The organism is Pseudomonas sp. AF32 (genome assembly GCF_022342325.2).
GTDB classification, from domain to species: domain Bacteria; phylum Pseudomonadota; class Gammaproteobacteria; order Pseudomonadales; family Pseudomonadaceae; genus Aquipseudomonas; species Aquipseudomonas uvaldensis.
The window spans coordinates 88,123-105,209 of record NZ_RQJK02000023.1; the positions used below are offsets into that span (position 1 = coordinate 88,123).

At 61.2% G+C, this 17,087-nt stretch carries 14 protein-coding genes; 10 read left to right on the forward strand and 4 right to left on the reverse strand.

The window, feature by feature from the left end:
* Positions 1-188 precede the first annotated feature (188 nt).
* The 4 genes from EGM97_RS20795 to EGM97_RS20810 all read left to right on the forward strand — a co-directional run bounded on the left by EGM97_RS20795 (position 189) and on the right by EGM97_RS20810 (position 3,640).
* Entirely contained in the window at positions 189-677 is a 489-nt protein-coding gene (locus tag EGM97_RS20795) for a DUF3015 domain-containing protein (RefSeq protein WP_053153656.1), read from the forward strand.
* 87 nt (positions 678-764) lie between these two features.
* Positions 765-2,618 carry an Lnb N-terminal periplasmic domain-containing protein gene (locus tag EGM97_RS20800; RefSeq protein ID WP_238963902.1) on the forward strand — a complete coding sequence of 618 codons (1,854 nt, stop codon included), beginning with the start codon at positions 765-767 and terminating at the stop codon, positions 2,616-2,618.
* 103 nt (positions 2,619-2,721) lie between these two features.
* Complete coding sequence (locus EGM97_RS20805; protein ID WP_238963900.1) at positions 2,722-3,078, forward strand: hypothetical protein; 357 nt, start codon at positions 2,722-2,724, stop codon at positions 3,076-3,078.
* Between the two features lie 70 nt (positions 3,079-3,148).
* Positions 3,149-3,640 carry a GreA/GreB family elongation factor gene (locus EGM97_RS20810; protein ID WP_238963897.1) on the forward strand — a complete coding sequence of 164 codons (492 nt, stop codon included), beginning with the start codon at positions 3,149-3,151 and terminating at the stop codon, positions 3,638-3,640.
* 115 nt (positions 3,641-3,755) lie between these two features.
* Here EGM97_RS20810 and ettA read toward each other — a convergent pair whose 3' ends face one another.
* Positions 3,756-5,420 carry an energy-dependent translational throttle protein EttA gene (gene ettA / locus EGM97_RS20815; RefSeq protein WP_238963895.1) on the reverse strand — a complete coding sequence of 555 codons (1,665 nt, stop codon included), beginning with the start codon at positions 5,418-5,420 and terminating at the stop codon, positions 3,756-3,758.
* 271 nt (positions 5,421-5,691) lie between these two features.
* Between ettA and EGM97_RS20820 the strand changes: the two genes are divergently transcribed.
* From EGM97_RS20820 to EGM97_RS20845, 6 genes are all read left to right on the forward strand, one after another.
* Positions 5,692-9,540: a sensor domain-containing protein gene (locus tag EGM97_RS20820; RefSeq protein WP_238963888.1), complete on the forward strand. Its 3,849-nt coding sequence runs from the start codon at positions 5,692-5,694 to the stop codon at positions 9,538-9,540.
* Between the two features lie 167 nt (positions 9,541-9,707).
* Positions 9,708-10,961 carry a serine hydroxymethyltransferase gene (gene glyA / locus EGM97_RS20825; RefSeq protein ID WP_053153674.1) on the forward strand — a complete coding sequence of 418 codons (1,254 nt, stop codon included), beginning with the start codon at positions 9,708-9,710 and terminating at the stop codon, positions 10,959-10,961.
* Between the two features lie 229 nt (positions 10,962-11,190).
* Entirely contained in the window at positions 11,191-11,736 is a 546-nt protein-coding gene (locus EGM97_RS20830; protein WP_238963886.1) for a hypothetical protein, read from the forward strand.
* Between the two features lie 260 nt (positions 11,737-11,996).
* Positions 11,997-13,310 (forward strand): C4-dicarboxylate transporter DctA, encoded by a 1,314-nt coding sequence (locus tag EGM97_RS20835; protein ID WP_238963885.1) that lies wholly within the window; start codon positions 11,997-11,999, stop codon positions 13,308-13,310.
* A 58-nt stretch (positions 13,311-13,368) separates the two neighbouring features.
* Positions 13,369-14,070, forward strand: coding sequence for a FadR/GntR family transcriptional regulator (locus EGM97_RS20840; RefSeq protein ID WP_238963883.1), 702 nt, complete (start codon positions 13,369-13,371; stop codon positions 14,068-14,070).
* 22 nt (positions 14,071-14,092) lie between these two features.
* Positions 14,093-14,806: a GntR family transcriptional regulator gene (locus tag EGM97_RS20845; protein ID WP_238963882.1), complete on the forward strand. Its 714-nt coding sequence runs from the start codon at positions 14,093-14,095 to the stop codon at positions 14,804-14,806.
* Here the strand turns inward: EGM97_RS20845 and yjiA are convergent.
* The 3 genes from yjiA to EGM97_RS20860 all read right to left on the reverse strand — a co-directional run.
* Positions 14,798-15,766, reverse strand: a complete 969-nt coding sequence (gene yjiA, locus EGM97_RS20850) for a GTPase (protein ID WP_238963880.1) — start codon at positions 15,764-15,766, stop codon at positions 14,798-14,800. The two genes, EGM97_RS20845 and yjiA, sit on opposite strands and share 9 nt — an antisense overlap.
* Before the next feature lie 204 nt (positions 15,767-15,970).
* A complete protein-coding gene (locus EGM97_RS20855; RefSeq protein ID WP_144921505.1) occupies positions 15,971-16,168 on the reverse strand; it encodes a YbdD/YjiX family protein in 198 nt (65 codons plus the stop codon).
* Positions 16,169-16,184: 16 nt separating this feature from the next.
* Positions 16,185-17,087, reverse strand: a 903-nt coding sequence (locus tag EGM97_RS20860) for a carbon starvation CstA family protein (protein ID WP_477788843.1), incomplete at its 5' end; no start/stop codon positions are given.

The following is a 17,087-nucleotide window of genomic DNA, read 5'->3' on the forward strand; positions in this document are numbered from 1 at the left end:
GGCTCCCCCTGGGCCGGCGCCGGTAAATTCATGACGGGAAAGATAGTTTTTGCAAAATGTCACGGAACCCGTGGATCGTGCCTAAACTCCAAACTGCGCGGCTGGAACAATAACCGGCCCACTGGCACCTGGCTCAACCGCCACGGGCCAGACCTGTCCATTGGTATGCACATAAAGAGAACATAGCTATGAAACGGATTCTTCTCGGTACTCTCTTCACCGCTGTATCCCTCAACGCCATGGCTCAGGCGCCGGGCGGCCCGGATTGCGGCTGGGGCAACATGCTGTTCGAAGGTCAGCGTGGCACTCCGGCTCACTTCCTGGCATCCACCACCAACGGCACCTCCGGCAACGCCACCTTCGGCATGACCTCCGGCACCAACGGCTGCTCCACCAACGCCGCGCTGACCTACGGCGGCAAGTCCTGGCTGGCCATGAATGGCATGATGAACGAGCTGTCCGAAGACATGGCCAAGGGGCAAGGCGAAGCGCTGACCACCTACGCCGTGGTACTGGGCGTGGCACCGGAAGACCGCGCGCATTTCTCCGCCGTCACCCACGAGCACTTCCAGCAAATCTTCAACAAAGCTGACGTGACCGCGGAAGACGTGCATACCAACACCCTGGCCGTGCTGAAAAACGACCCTCGCCTGGCCAAGTACGCAACTCAAGCTTAAGCTCGACCCCACTCGCTCCTTTCGGGGAGCGGGTTTTCTTTTTTGGGCCCTTTTGGTCTTTATTTTCGACTTTCCAAGTAGCCGACTATGCTCAAACGCCTTGCCTGGCTGGCGCTCTGTGTGTGCGCCCCGCTGTCCGCCGCGCCTCATTTCGACACTCAACGTTTGCAGCAACTGGCCAATGACCGCTTCTGGATATCCCTGGGGCATTACGAAACCGCGAAGCTGGGTGGCTGGCGCAGCTATATCAGCGACAGGAAATTTTTCCTCGCGCCCGATGGCAACGAACATCCCGACCATGAATTGAGTGCCACGCTGCAGGCCCTTTACGGTCCGACCAACACCGGCCAGCGACATGCCCAGTGCGTGTATCCGGCGCGCACACGCTGGCTGAAAGCGCAGCTCAACCTGACGGACCTGCCGACAGTCGATTGCAGTGAATTCAGCCAATGGTTCAAGGACGTTTCACCCCACAGTGCGGTGATGATCTTCCCGGCCGCCTACCTCAACAGCCCGTCTTCGATGTTCGGCCACACCTTGCTGCGCATCGACCAGGCCGACGTGCAAAGCGACAAGACCGCCCTGCTCAGCTATGCGATCAATTTCGGCGCCTACATCGAGGGCTCGGACAACAGCCTACTCTACGCCTGGAAAGGCCTGATGGGCGGCTATCCCGGCCTGTTCGCCTTGGTGCCCTATCAGGAAAAACTTTCCGAGTACCGTAGCCTGGAGAACCGCGACCTGTGGGAATACCGTCTTAACCTGAGCCAGGCGGAAACAGAGCGCATGGTCGAGCATGTGTGGGAACTCAAGCAGATCCAGTTCGACTATTTCTTCTTCGATGAAAACTGCTCCTATCGTCTGCTGGAACTGCTGCAAGTGGCTCGTCCCAGCCTGCGCCTGACCGAACAATTCCCGCTGACGGCGATCCCCACCGACACCGTGAAGGCCGTCAAGGAAGCCGGGTTGGTGGAAAGCATCCAGTACCGACCCTCCCGTGAACGAGAACTGCTCAGCCGCGCCGAGCCGCTGAGCGATGACGAGCAGCAATGGGTCCTGAAAGTCAGCGCTGACCAGCAAAACCTGCAAGCGCCCGAGTTCAAGGCTCTACCCCGGGATCGCCAGGCGCTGGTCATCGACGCGGCCTACCGCCTTGAGCGCTATCGGGCCAACGGCCAGGAGCGCGATCCGCAGCGTGCCCAGCGCAGTTTCGAGCTGCTGCGGGCGATTAACCAGAACCCCGCGCCGGAACTCGACATTCCGCAACCGGGCCTGCCCGAAGACGGCCACGAGTCGCGCACCTGGCAAGCCGGCCTGGGCACGCGAGGCGACCGGGCCTTCGGCGAATATGGCCTGCGCATGGCCTATCACGACCTCAACGACAACACCGAGAGTTTCCCGTTGGGGGCTCAGATCGAAATCCTGCAATTGAAACTGCGTCAGTACGAAGGCAACGACTGGCAGGTGCAACAACTGGACTTGGCGACCATTCGCTCCCTGACCCCGCGCAACGAGCTGCTGCAACCGCTGTCGTGGCAAGTCACGGGTGGCCTGGAGCGGGTGCCGGGCAAGCACGACGATGAAACCCTGGTCAGCCATGTCAACGGCGGTGCCGGCGGTACCTGGTCATTGGGGGACGATACATTGGGGTTCGCCCTCGGCACGGTGCGGGTCGAACACAACAATGACTTCGCCCAGTTCATCGCCCCGGCCGCCGGCTTCAACACGGGCCTGTTGTGGAAAAACCCACTGGGCAACCTCAGCCTGGAAGCCAAGGGCGATTATTTCGTCAACGGTGAAGTGCGCCGTAGCCTGAGCCTGAACCAGCAATGGGAACTGTCCCGCAACCTCGGCCTGCGCCTGAGTGCCCAGCGGGAATTCAGTCATCTGGCTACGCCGGAAAACGAGGTGATGCTTGAGGTGAAGTGGTATCACTATTGATCAAGCAAAGCCCAACAACGGATTAATCACAGCGCTTTCACACGCACCTGACAAATCCGCTTCTAGACTTGTTCTATAAGCGGTGATGGCAGGAATGCGGAAAATGAGGCGCGTGGCGGTAGTGCTGGGTGTGCTGATGTTGCTCGGTGGCTGTGAAACCACCCACGAAGACCTGATCGCCAGGGGTTATCCCCCCGCCTTCGCCGATGGCTACGACGACGGTTGCAGCAGTGGCCGGCAAGCGGCCGGCGCGATCACCGGCCAATTCAGGAAAGACGTGCCCCGTTACCTCAAGGACCCGCGCTACGCCGAAGGTTGGAGCGATGGTTTCCGCCAATGCCAGGCCATGCGTGAGAGCGAGGAGCGTGACGCCTACCGGGAGCGTCATTGGGACGAGCGCGAGCGGGCCTGGCAGCAGGAGAAAGACCGGGATGCCGCCCGGGCTTATCGTTCGCAGTGAGTCGCGTACAGACATCCGTCGAAACCAAAAGCCTGCGACCATGGCCCAAACTCCAATAGAGGAGAACACCATGAGTCGCGCCTTCGTCAACGAAGACAGCGCCGCCGCCCAGGCCGATCAGCCGGTCGAACGCCAGGTCAGCGCGCAAATCAACTACGTTACACCCGCCGGACTCGCTCAGTTGCAGGCCCGGGTCGCCCAATTGCAGGCGCAGCACAGCCAGCAGGCCGCCAGGAAAGACCAGACGGACAAACAACGCATCGCGGACATCGAACGGGATCTGCGGTACTTCAACCAGCGCTTGAAAAGCGCGCAGGTCGTAACGGCCACTTCAGTCGATCAAGTGCGGATCGGGCACTGGGTGACGTTTGTCGATGAGCATGACCATGAGCAGCGAGTGCAATTGGTGGGCGAGGACCAGGCCGAGGCGGCCAGTGGGCTGATCAATTGGGGATCGCCGCTGGGGCGGGCGTTGTTGGGTGCCAGGGTCGGGGATGAGGTGGTCTGGAAGCGGCCGGTGGGGGACCTGGCGATTGAGGTGGTGGCGATAGAGCTGGGGTGATCCGGGCGGCCTCATCGCGAGCAGGCTCGCTCCCACAGGGGGATTGAGGCGACCAGCGATTTTCGGCTGGCCCGGAACCCATTGTGGGAGCGAGCAGGGCTCGCTCCCACAATAATCAGGCCAGTTTCTTGTGCCGTACGCGATGAGGCTGGGCAGCCGCTTCGCCGAGGCGTTTCTTGCGGTCGGCTTCGTACTCGGTGTAGTTGCCTTCGAAGAACACCGCCTGGGAGTCGTCTTCGTACGCCAGGATGTGAGTCGCCACGCGGTCGAGGAACCACCGGTCGTGGGAGATCACAATGGCGGCGCCAGGGAAGTCCAGCAAGGCTTCTTCCAGCGAGCGCAAGGTTTCAACGTCGAGGTCGTTGGACGGTTCGTCGAGCAGCAGGACGTTGCCACCCTCCTTCAACGTCAACGCCAGGTGCAGGCGGCCGCGTTCACCGCCGGACAGGTCCTTGACGAACTTCTGCTGGTCGCCGCCCTTGAAGTTGAAACGGCCCACGTAGGTGCGCGACGGGATTTCATAGTTGCCGATGCGGATCTGGTCGGAACCGTCGGAGATCTGCTGGAACACGGTCTTGCTGCCGTCCAGGTCCTCGCGGCTCTGGTCGACGCAGGCCAGTTGCACGGTTTCGCCGATTTCGATGGTGCCAGAATCCGGGGTTTCCTTGCCCATCAGCATACGGAACAGCGTGGATTTACCCGCACCGTTACCGCCGATGACACCAACGATGGCGCCCTTGGGCATGGAGAACGACAGGTTGTCGATCAGCACGCGGTCGCCGTAGCCCTTGGTGACGTTCTTGAATTCGATGACCTTGTCACCCAGGCGCGGACCGGCCGGGATGTAGATCTCGTTGGTTTCGCTGCGCTTCTGGAATTCCTGGGACTGCATTTCCTCGAAGCGTTGCAGACGAGCCTTGGATTTGGACTGACGGGCCTTGGCGCCTTTGCGCACCCACTCCAGTTCTTCCTTCATGGCTTTTTCATGGGCCGACTGCTGCTTGGATTCCTGGGCCAGACGCTCGGACTTGGCTTCCAGCCAGCCCGAATAGTTGCCCTCGTACGGAATGCCCGCGCCGCGGTCGAGCTCCAGGATCCAGCCAGCGACGTTGTCCAGGAAGTAACGGTCGTGCGTGATCGCGACCACGGTGCCCGGGAAGTCGTGCAGGAAGTGTTCGAGCCAGGCGACGGAATCGGCATCCAGGTGGTTGGTCGGTTCGTCGAGCAGCAGCATGTCCGGGGCGGACAGCAGCAAGCGGCACAGGGCCACACGGCGTTTTTCACCACCGGAAAGGTGTTCGACCTTCGCTTCCCAGGCCGGCAGGCGCAGCGCATCGGCGGCGACTTCCAGCTGGCGCTCCAGGTTGTGACCGTCGCTGGCTTGCAGGATCGCCTCGAGCTTGGCCTGCTCGGCGGCCAATTTGTCGAAATCGGCATCCGGATCGGCGTAGGCAGCGTAAACCTCGTCCAGGCGGGCCTGGGCGTCCTTGATCACGCTGACCGCTTCCTCGACCACCTCACGCACGGTCTTGGTGGGATCCAGCTGAGGCTCCTGGGGCAGGTAGCCGATGTTCAGGTCCGGCATCGGACGGGCTTCGCCGTCGAATTCCTTATCGACGCCGGCCATGATTTTCAGCAACGTGGATTTACCCGAACCGTTGAGGCCCAGCACGCCGATCTTGGCGCCGGGAAAGAACGACAGCGAAATGTTTTTCAGGATTTCCCGCTTCGGCGGAACAACTTTGCTCAGCCGATGCATGGTGAAGACGTATTGAGCCATGGTGAACCTAGCGTCTGTGACAGGTGAAAAGAACGAGCCGGGCCATGCGCGGCGCCGGCAGTTGACGGTCATCAATGCCTGCGGGCGGATAAAGCCTGGGAATCTGGAGCTGGAACGCTCTTGTTTGACCGGCAAAGCTACCTCAACCGTCCGTCAAGGTCCAGCCGCCAGGGACTGGCACTTTGCCACAACTCAAGGCATGCTAGCCGCCCTTCGGGCGTCCAGCTTATAGTGCACGTCGCGCCAGTCCAGCAAACTGCAGGATTACAGCTTGTCCAATGTCACGCCGACCCTGTCCCCACGCGCACCGGATGCTGTGCCTGGCTCGCCCCTGCGCGGGACATTGAAGGGCGCGCTGGCCACATTGGTATTGTTGCTGCTCGGATTGCTTTTCTGGCAACTGCTCGACCAACTGCGCGTCACTCAGCAGCAACAGCGCCAATACACCATCGATTACACCGCCGATCTGGCCGCGCAAGTCAGCCTGAACATGGCCTTGAATGCGCAAATCGCCCTCAATCTCCTACCGATCGTCGAAGAACCGCAGACGGCCGACGAACAGCAGGCCCTGTTGCGAAAACTCCGGCAATCACTGCCCGAACTGCGCAGCCTGGTGCTGCTGAGCCCCTCCGGCCGGGTGCTCAGCGACACCGATGCCAGCAGTCACGATGCCGAGTACCTGGCCGAGCTGGTACGCCGCAGCCGGGCCCAGGCGCACTATTTCAGTAATGCCGACGATGGTTCCGTGGTGCATCTGCTGTTGCACCAGGCCTCCGGCAGCACCCGCGGCTACTGGGCCCTGCGCCTCACGCCAAGCTTTTTTTCGACGTTGACCAAGCAGGCCGATACGGGCCTGCGCCCGCAGTGGCTGGTAGAGAACCGCCTCAACCAGCAAATCGTCAGCCGTGACGAGAGCCCACCCGCAACCAGTCCCGTCCGGGTATCGCCCGATGACTTGGACAACACGGTGTTGACCGTACCGCTGAGCAGCAGCGACTGGCAATTGCGCGGACTCTTCAACCGGCGCCAGGTGCTCGAACAACTGCTGCCGGCCTTCATTGGCAAATGCCTGTTGGGGCTGGCATTTTCGATGCTGCCGGTGATTGCGCTGCTGAACATGCGTCGTCGTCAACGGCAGCTGCACGAAGGTCGTCGTCGCTATCAGGACATTTTCGAAGGCACCGGCGTGGCCCTGTGCGTCCTCGACCTGTCGGGACTCAAGTCATTCTTTACCAGGGCCGGCCTGCACAATGGCGATCAATTGCGGGCCTGGATGAAAAACCCGCACCAGCTCGAGCAGTTGCAACAGGAAGTGCGCATCACTGAAGTCAATCAGATGGCGTTGCAATTGCTCAACGTCGACTCCTGTGAACAAGCCTGGCGGCTGCTGGTGGGCAATGGGCCGCAGGACAGTAGCCCCGTCGGCTCGAAACTGCTCGAAGCATTGCTCGACCCACACAAACAACTGGAGCTGGAAATCAAGCTCCAGGACGCCCATGGGCGCGATCAACACCTGTGGCTGGTACTGCGCCTGCCGGAAAGGCAGCAGGACTATAACGCCGTCATCCTGAGCATCAACGACATCACCAGTCGCAAGCTGATCGAGTTGTCGCTGCTCGAACGCGAAGGTTTCTGGTCCGATGTAGTGCGCACCGTGCCGGATCACCTCTATGTGCAGGACGTCATCAGCCAGCGGATGATCTTCAGCAACCATCACCTGGGGCAGACGTTGGGGTACGACCGCACCGAACTGCACCAGATGGGTGAGTACTTCTGGGAAATCCTGTTGCACAGCGACGATGCCGACCATTATCACAACCTGCGCCAGGAACAGCGACGCGGCGGCTACACGCAACTGTTGCAATGCCAACTGCGCTTTCGCCATCGCAACGGCAAATGGCGTCGCTTCGACATCCGCGAACAGGCCCTGGCCCGTGACCGGCACAACCAGGTGACCCGGATCATCGGCGTGGCCAAGGACGTCACCGAACAGATCGAGGCCAGTGAATCACTGCGCGATAGCGAACAACGCTACCGGATGCTCGCCGAAAGCATCAGCGACGTGATCTTTTCCACCGATAACAAACTTTCGCTCAACTACGTCAGCCCGTCGGTCCAGGCAGTACTGGGCTACAGCGCCGACTGGATTTTCCAGAACGGCTGGCAATCGACCATTGCCAATCCGCAACAGCTGACCGGCATCTATACGTTGATGGACCGGGTCAGCAAGGCCCTCGACAAGCCCGAGCAACTGGCCGAGCTGCGCAACCAGATGCAGACCCAGTTGTTCCTGTTCGACTGCTTGCGGGCCGACGGGCGCAAGATTCCAATCGAACTGCGCCTGGTGCTGGTCTGGGACGATCTCGGCGCATTCGAGGGGGTACTCGGCGTCGGCCGCGATATCAGCCAGCAGCGGCGCGCTGAAAAAGACCTGCGCATGGCCGCCACCGTATTCGAGCATTCGACCTCGGCGATCCTGATCACCGACCCGGCCGGCTACATCGTCCAGGCCAATGACGCCTTCAGCCGGGTTAGCGGTTATGCGGTGTCCCAGGTGCTGGACCAGTTGCCCAACATGCTGACCGTGGACGATCAGCAGGAAGCCCACTTGCGTTATGTGCTCAAGCAGTTGGAGCAGCACAGCACCTGGGAAGGCGAAGTCTGGCTCAAGCGCCGCAACGGCGAACATTACCCGGCCTGGGTCGGCATCACGGCGGTGCTGGACGACGAAGGCGACCTGGCCAGCTACGTCTGTTTCTTCAGCGACATCAGCGAACGCAAGGCCAGCGAACAGCGCATCCATCGCCTGGCCTACTACGACGCCCTCACCCATCTGCCCAACCGCACGTTGTTCCAGGATCGCCTTCACACCGCGCTGCAATCGGCCGAGCGGCAGAAGACCTGGGTGGTGCTGATGTTCCTCGACCTGGACCGTTTCAAGCCGATCAACGACTCCCTGGGCCATGCCGCCGGCGATCGGATGCTCAAGGAAATGGCCACCCGGCTGCTCGGCTGCGTCGCCGACGACGACACCGTGGCGCGCATGGGGGGCGACGAGTTCACGTTGCTGTTGCAACCACGCGCCAGCCGGGAAATGGCGCTGAACCGGGCGATCAACGTCGCCGAGCAGATTCTCGCCAGCCTGGTCCGCCCCTTCGTGCTCGAAGGTCGGGAATTCTTCGTCACCGCCAGTATCGGTATTGCCTTGAGCCCCCAGGACGGCAACGAACTGAGCCAACTGATGAAAAACGCCGACACAGCCATGTACCACGCCAAGGAGCGCGGCAAGAACAACTTCCAGTTCTACCAGGCGGACATGAACGCCAGCGCCCTGGAGCGCCTGGAACTGGAAAGCGACTTGCGCCACGCCCTGGAACAGAACGAATTCGTGCTGTATTACCAACCGCAGTTCAGCGGCGATGGCAAACGTTTGACCGGCGCCGAAGCCCTGCTGCGCTGGCGCCATCCACGGCGTGGATTGGTGCCGCCGGGGGACTTCATCCCGGTGCTCGAAGAGCTCGGGCTGGTGGTGGATGTCGGCGATTGGGTGATCAGCGAGGCCTGCCGCCAGCTCAAGACCTGGCACCAGGCCAGGGTCCGGGTGCCGAAGGTTTCGGTCAATATTTCGGCCCGGCAGTTCTCCGACGGCCAGCTCGGCACACGCATCGCCAACATCCTGCGCAGCACCGGCCTGCCGCCGGCCTGCCTGGAGCTGGAACTGACGGAGAGTATCCTGATGCGCGAAGTCAGCGAGGCGATGCAGATCCTGGCCGGGCTGAAGAACCTGGGCCTGAGCATCGCCGTGGATGACTTCGGCACCGGCTATTCGTCCCTCAACTACCTCAAGCAATTCCCCATCGATGTGTTGAAAATCGACCGCACCTTCGTCGATGGCCTGCCTTCCGGCGAACAGGACGCCCAGATCGCCCGGGCGATCATCGCCATGGCCCACAGCCTCAACCTGGCGGTGATCGCCGAAGGCGTCGAGACCCACGAACAACTCGACTTCCTGCGCGAGCATGGCTGCGACGAAGTCCAGGGTTACCTGTTCGGCCGCCCGATGCCGGCCACCCGGTTCGAAGCGCAGTTCAGCAATGATGCGTTGTTCATGCTCGATTAAAGCAGCGGCAAGCTTCAAGCTTGAAGCGGCAAGCTGGAGCAAAGCCAGCCCGCATTTAGCTTGCAGCTTGTCGCTTGCATCTTGAAGCTGAATTCCTTTCATATGCCTTCCAAAAGCGGTTGGGTTAGAATGCCCCCCTTTTCTGCCCCCGATCCTTGAGGACCGCCATGTTCAGCCGTGATTTGACTATTGCCAAGTACGACGCCGATCTCTTTGCCGCCATGGAGCAAGAAGCTCAGCGCCAGGAAGAGCACATTGAGCTGATCGCTTCGGAAAACTACACCAGCCCCGCGGTGATGGAAGCTCAAGGCTCGGTTCTGACCAACAAGTACGCCGAAGGCTATCCGGGCAAGCGCTACTACGGTGGTTGCGAATACGTCGACGTGGTCGAGCAACTGGCCATCGACCGCGCCAAGCAACTGTTCGGCGCCGACTACGCCAACGTCCAGCCCCACGCCGGTTCCCAGGCCAACGCAGCCGTCTATCTGGCGCTGCTCTCGGCCGGCGACACCATCCTGGGCATGAGCCTGGCCCACGGCGGTCACCTGACCCACGGTGCCAGCGTTTCGTCCTCCGGCAAGCTGTACAACGCCATCCAGTACGGCATCGACGGCAATGGTCTGATCGACTACGACGAAGTCGAGCGCCTGGCCCTGGAACACAAGCCGAAGATGATCGTGGCCGGTTTCTCCGCCTACTCCCAAGTGCTGGATTTCGCCCGTTTCCGCGAAATCGCCGACAAGGTCGGTGCCTACCTGTTCGTGGACATGGCCCACGTAGCCGGCCTGGTCGCCGCTGGCGTCTACCCGAACCCGGTGCCATTCGCCGACGTGGTCACCACCACCACTCACAAGACCCTGCGTGGTCCACGTGGCGGCCTGATCCTGGCTCGCGCCAATGCCGACATCGAGAAAAAGCTCAACTCCGCCGTATTCCCGGGCGCCCAGGGCGGCCCGCTGGAGCATGTCATCGCCGCCAAGGCGATCTGCTTCAAGGAAGCACTGCAGCCTGAGTTCAAGGCTTACCAGCAGCAGGTCGTGAAGAACGCCAAGGCCATGGCTGGCGTGTTCATCGAGCGCGGCTTCGACGTGGTGTCCGGCGGTACCGAGAACCACCTGTTCCTGCTGTCGCTGATCAAGCAGGACATCTCCGGCAAAGACGCCGACGCCGCGCTGGGCAAGGCATTCATCACCGTGAACAAGAACTCGGTGCCAAACGATCCACGCTCGCCGTTCGTCACCTCGGGCCTGCGCTTCGGCACCCCGGCCGTGACCACTCGCGGTTTCAAGGAAGCCGAGTGCAAGGAACTGGCCGGCTGGATCTGCGACATCCTGGCCGACCTGAACAACGAAGCGGTCATCGATGCCGTTCGTGAGAAGGTCAAGGCCATCTGCAAGAAACTGCCGGTGTACGGCGCTTAATCAGGCCGGCCAACCGCAATGAAAAAAGGCCCGCATCGGAAGATGCGGGCCTTTTTTCATGTCTTCAACAAGAGCCGCGCCAGCCCATTCGAAGTCCACTCTTAACTTCAACGCCGTGCCACTTAACGCCTTGCAATACACACGCGGCATCACCTGTTGAGAATTCCATTACCATCGGTTCCGTTTAACAGCGCAACTTATGAAACTCAGTAAAGGATTCGAATACTACATGGACCGTACACATTCTTTCGAGGCAACACTCAGCCTGCCCGACACACACGTCAACCTGCTGGAAATGCTGCACGGCAAACCCGCATTGGCCACGGTCAGTTCATTCAGTGGTGGTTTCTTTACCGGCAGGCCGCAGACCCTGGACCACTCGCATCTGCTGGGGATGCGCGCCCATGGCCAGGGGGCCGCCGCGCAGCCGCTGAGGCTCGATTTTCATGCCACGCAAACAGGCTACAGGTTATTCATCAAAAACCCGGGCGAGTATTACAACAAGTTGATCGGCAAACGTTGGCTGGAAGTATTGGGCGTCACCGATTCACACATCGACAATCCCATTGTAGTCACTTTGATCAATCATCAGGACAATGTAATTACCCGGGCCGATATCAAGGCACGACATACGCCTGTTTCGCTCATGACTGCCAATAATAAATATATCGGTGGATTAAAAGTTCGAGGTTCACCTTATCTTTATCTCGCCGAGACGGAACACAAGTCTCGGATAACTTTCATCCTTAGCATTCTTGAGGCAAGGCACGGCTGATCCGTGTTCGGGCCGGGTTGCGGATGTTTCCGGCTCAAGGGTGGTGAATTTTCCTCGCCACCTCCAACGGCTCAAGCACGAGGGTTTCGCGCCAACTGGTAAGACCGGTCATGCCAAATTCGGAAAATCAGCTTGCGGAAGACGGAAAATGGGGCCTAGACTGACCCCGCACTGGACAAACCGGTAAGACCACAACAATGAAGTCCTGACGCCCACCGCCTCGCGCTGGAGATAAGGACACCGACCCAGGAATTCCTCCCATGCTCAAATGGTGCTCGCGTTCGATCTTCCTTCAAGTCGTCCTCGGACTGATGCTCGGCATCGTCTGCGGGCTTACCCTCCCTGAATATTCCGCACAGCTCAAACCCCTCGGCGATGGCTTCATCAAGCTGATCAAGATGCTCATCGGCCTGATCGTGTTCTGCGTCGTGGTCAGTGGCATCTCCGGCGCTGGCGACCTCAAGAAGGTCGGGCGCATCGGCCTCAAGTCGGTCATCTACTTCGAAGTACTCACCACCATCGCCTTGGTCATTGGCCTGGTCCTGGCCTTCAGCACCGGCATCGGCAGCGGGGCCAACATTCACTTGGAGCAGTTTTCCACCGCGGACGTGGGTGACATCGCCCAGCGCGGCCAGCACATGGTGACCACGACACAATTCCTGATGAACCTCATCCCGACCTCGGTACTGGGTGCTTTCGCCGACAATAATATTCTGCAGGTGCTGTTGTTTTCCGTCCTGTTCGGCAGTGCCCTGAACCTGGTGGGCGACGCCGCTTCCGGTATATCGCGGCTGATCAACGAACTCAGCCATGTGATTTTCCGCATCATGGGCATGATCGTGCGCCTGGCCCCCATCGGTGTCTTCGGTGCCATCGCCTTCACCACCAGCAAATATGGCCTGGATTCACTGCAACACCTGGGCAGCCTCGTCGGCCTGTTCTATCTGACCTGCGCGGCCTTCGTTGCGTTGATCCTGGGCCTGGTGATGCGCGCATCGGGCCTGCCAATGCTGCCGTTTCTCAAATACCTGCGTGAAGAGTTGCTTATCGTGCTTGGCACAGCCTCTTCCGACGCCGTGCTGCCGCAAGTCATGCGCAAACTCGAACACCTTGGGGTCGGCAGCTCCACGGTGGGATTGGTCATTCCGACCGGTTACTCGTTCAACCTGGACGGCTTCTCGATCTACCTGACCCTGGCCATCGTCTTCATCGCCAATGCCACCGGTACGCCCCTGGCCCTGACCGATTTGCTGACCATCCTGCTGGTGTCGCTGATCACATCCAAAGGGGCCCATGGTATTCCCGGCTCGGCCCTGGTGATTCTGGCCGCCACGCTGACAGCGATCCCGGCAATTCCGGTGGTCGGCCTGGTGCTGGTACTGGCAGTCGATTGGTTCATGGGTATCGGCCGTGCCTTGACCAACCTGATCGGCAACTGCGTCGCCACCGTGGCCATCGCCCGCTGGGAAAAGGACATCGATGTATCTCGGGCGCGCAAGGTGTTGTCCGGCCAACAAGGTTATACCTTCCAACCTCGCAAGCCGGTGGGCACCGCCCATCAGCAGCAGTTCTGAAAGACCGCGGTGCCGGTCCGCTGGCCGACACCGCCTATTGATTTCCAAGGAGTCACCTGTGATCAGTTCATCAACCGTCGTCAATTCCGTGGTGGAGAAACTACGCGCGGCCCTGGCCCGGGGCCAATGGCGCTCGGGCGAGATGCTGCCCGGCCAACGGGAGCTGGCCGAGCAACTGGGCATCAGCCGGCCAAGCCTGCGGGAAGCGGTGATCGTGCTGGAAACCCTGGGGCTGGTACGCTCGATGCCCGGCAAGGGCGTCATCGTGCTGGAGACCAACCTCGACGATCTCCATGAAGGCGCTGCCGTGGCCGGCGCCAGCCTGGAAGATGTGCTGCAACTGCGTTATACCCTGGAACCCTTCATCGTTGGCCTGGTGGCCCAGTCCATCAGCAGCCAGGAAGTCGGGCAATTGCGCCTGACCCTCATGGACATGCGCGAAGCCCTGGAAGCCAACGACAACGATGCCTGTGCCAGCGCCTACATCGCATTTCATGAGGCGTTGTTCGCCCTGACGTCCAACCCGATTTTCCACAGTGTGGTCCAGCAGACCAGCAATGCCCTCAAGCAAAGCGCCAGCGTGCTGCGCAATTCGCCCGAGCACCTGGCCGAACGCCTGGAAGAGAACGAAGCCGTGGTCCGCGCCATACGCGCCAAAAACAGCGCCCAGGCCAGCGCCGAAATGCGTCGACACATCCTCCGGGAAGGCCAGCGCATGGGCATCGAACTGAATATCCCGGACGACAACCTCGGCACTTGAATCACGCCCTGCGGAGCCCGCCATGAATAACCTTGTGTCTCATCAGCATCAGCGCAACGTGCTCGCAGCCCTCCCGCTGCCCGGCCAGGTCGGCAAGCCATCGGTGGACGATATCTACCCGCGTATCTTCGACGCCATCCTCGAACAACGCATCGCCCCGGCCAGCCGGTTCACCGAGCAAAGCCTGGGGGATGTGTTCGGCGTCAGTCGCAGCATCATCCGCCGCGTTCTGGCGCGCCTGTCCCACCAGCAAGTCGTGATCTTGCGGCCCAACCATCGGCCACAGGTCGCGGCGCCGGACCTGGAGCAGACCCGGCAGATCCTCCACGCCCGTCGCCTGGCCGAACAAACGCTGGTGCGGCTGGCCTGCAGGTCTCCGCAGCCCAGGGATCTACGGCACCTCAGAGAACTGGTGGCACGGGAACAACAATGCCTGGAGCGCGGCGAGCGTGGGGCGGCGATACGCCTGTCCGGTGAGTTTCACCTGCACCTGGCGGCGATGGCCGGCAATGCACCATTGGCGCAATTTCTCGGCAGCCTGGTGCCTTTGACTTCCCTGGCGTTGGCACGCCACGAGAGCAGGTACCGCAGGCATTGCGCCTGGCAGGAACACCTGGCAATCGTGGACGCCGTGGAAAGCGGCAAGGTGGATGAAGCGGTGCGACTGATGGATGAGCACCTGGACCATCTCGAACAGCAACTCCTGATGGCCGCAGGCGCGGGTGAATCACAGTAGCGCGGCCTCGAAACCGGCACGGATCTTGTCCTCCGGCAGTTCGTCGGCGATGAATACGATCACGCTTTCCCGGGCTTCGTCGGGAGCCCATTCAGTGTCCCAATCGAAACCGTACAACTTGAGCACGCCCTGGAACACCAATCGCCGGGGCTCGCCGGCAATGTTCAGCACCCCCTTGTAGCGCAGCAACTGCTTGCCATGTTCTTCCAACAATTGGTTCATGAAGTCGCTGAGTCGGTCGATGTCCAGGGGTTTGTCGGTGCGCAGCACCAGGCTGCTGATGCGATCGCCAGGGGTCGACTTGATGACCGGTCGCAGGCTGAATCCAGCGCCCAGGTCCGCATTCAGGTTGAAGCCTCGGATATCGAGCAGTTCGGCCAAGTCGATCTTGCCGTGCTCCACGACCCGGACGGGCGCTCGTCGGTTGATGCGACTCAGGCGCTCGCCCAGCGCCTCGACATGGGCCGCGTCCACCAGGTCGGTCTTGCTCAGGAGCAGGCGGTCGGCAAAGCCGACCTGCGCCTGGGCGATGGCCTGGGTCAGGTGAAGCTCCGCATGGGCCGCGTCCACCAGGGTCAGGATACCGTCGAGGATGTAGCGCTCGCGCAGTTCTTCATCGATGAAAAACGTCTGGGCTACCGGGGCCGGGTCGGCCAGGCCGGTGCATTCGATCACCAGACGGTCAAAAGCGATCTCACCGCTGTCCAGCCGCTCGAGCAACAGGTACAGGGCCTTGGTCAGGTCGGTGTGGATGGTGCAGCATACGCAGCCGTTGGCCAGGGTCATGACTTGCACCGGCTCGGCGCCCAACAATTGGGTGTCGATGCCTGCATCGCTGAATTCGTTTTCGATCACCGCGATTTTCAGGCCATGCTCGGCCTTGAGCAGATGACGCAACAGCGTGGTCTTGCCGGCGCCCAGGAAGCCGCTGAGGATGGTGACCGGGATGGGAGAGGACAACGGGATTCTCCTGCTGCGAAATGGGAAAAAAACACACGATACAACTGTGGAGCGGTGGCTAATGCAAATTTTGAGGCCACCCAAAACAACTGTGGGAGCGAGCCTGCTCGCGATGGCGGACGGTCAGCAGCCTCATCGCCAACTGATCCACCGCATCGCGAGCAGGCTCGCTCCCACAAGGGTGACCTCACACCGGTAAGTGCCTCAACAGCACTTCGGCCCGCCCTTGCCGCCGTAACGGGCCTCCTGGCGTTCGCGGAAGAACGTTTCGTAGTCCATCAGCGGCTTGTCGGGGTGCTTGGTTTGCATGTGCTCGACGTAGTTGTCGTAGTCAGGCATGCCGACCATCAGGCGGGCGGCCTGACCGAGGTATTTACCCAGGCGACTCAAGTCATTGAACATCGTTGCAATCCTCTGGTTACGCGTCCGGCAGGGCCTGGAATGGCGCTTCCTTGTCCGTGCGTTCTTTCGTGCTCCAGGCGGCGACGCCGACCTTGAGCGCGTAGAACAGGATGCTCAGCACCACGAACAGGAACAACACCGTCAGCGTCGCGTTGGTGTAGGCGTTGAACACCACGTGCTGCATCTGCTCGACGCTCTTGGCCGGGGCCAGGATCTGGCCGGCGGCCAGGGCGTCGTTGTATTTGCGCGCCAGGGCCAGGAAGCCGATCGCCGGGTTGGCGTCGAACAGCTTGATCAGGCCCGCCGTGGTGGTGCAGATCAGCAACCAGGACGCCGGTAGCAGCGTGACCCAGACGTAGCGCTGGCGCTTCATCTTGATCAGCACCACGGTGCCGAGCATCAGGGCGATACCGGCCAGCATCTGGTTGGAGATGCCGAACAGCGGCCACAAGGTGTTGATGCCGCCCAGCGGATCGATCACGCCCTGGTACAGCAGATAACCCCACAGCGCCACGCAACCGGCGGTGGCGATCAGGTTGGCGGTCCAGGATTCGGTGCGCTTGAGGGCCGGCACGAACGAGCCCAGCAAATCCTGCAGCATGAACCGCCCGGCACGGGTGCCGGCGTCCACCGCGGTGAGGATGAACAGCGCTTCGAACAGGATCGCGAAGTGGTACCAGAACGCCATGGTGTTCTCGCCCGGCAACACCGAATGCAGGATCTGCGCGATCCCGACCGCCAGGGTCGGCGCACCGCCGGCACGGGCCAGGATAGTGGTCTCGCCGATGTCCCGGGCCACCGCTTGCAGCGCGTCAGGCGTGATGGCAAAGCCCCAGCTGCTGATGGTCTGGGCCACGGCCACGGCATCGCTGCCGACCACCGCCGCCGGGCTGTTCATGGCGAAGTACACGCCCGGCTC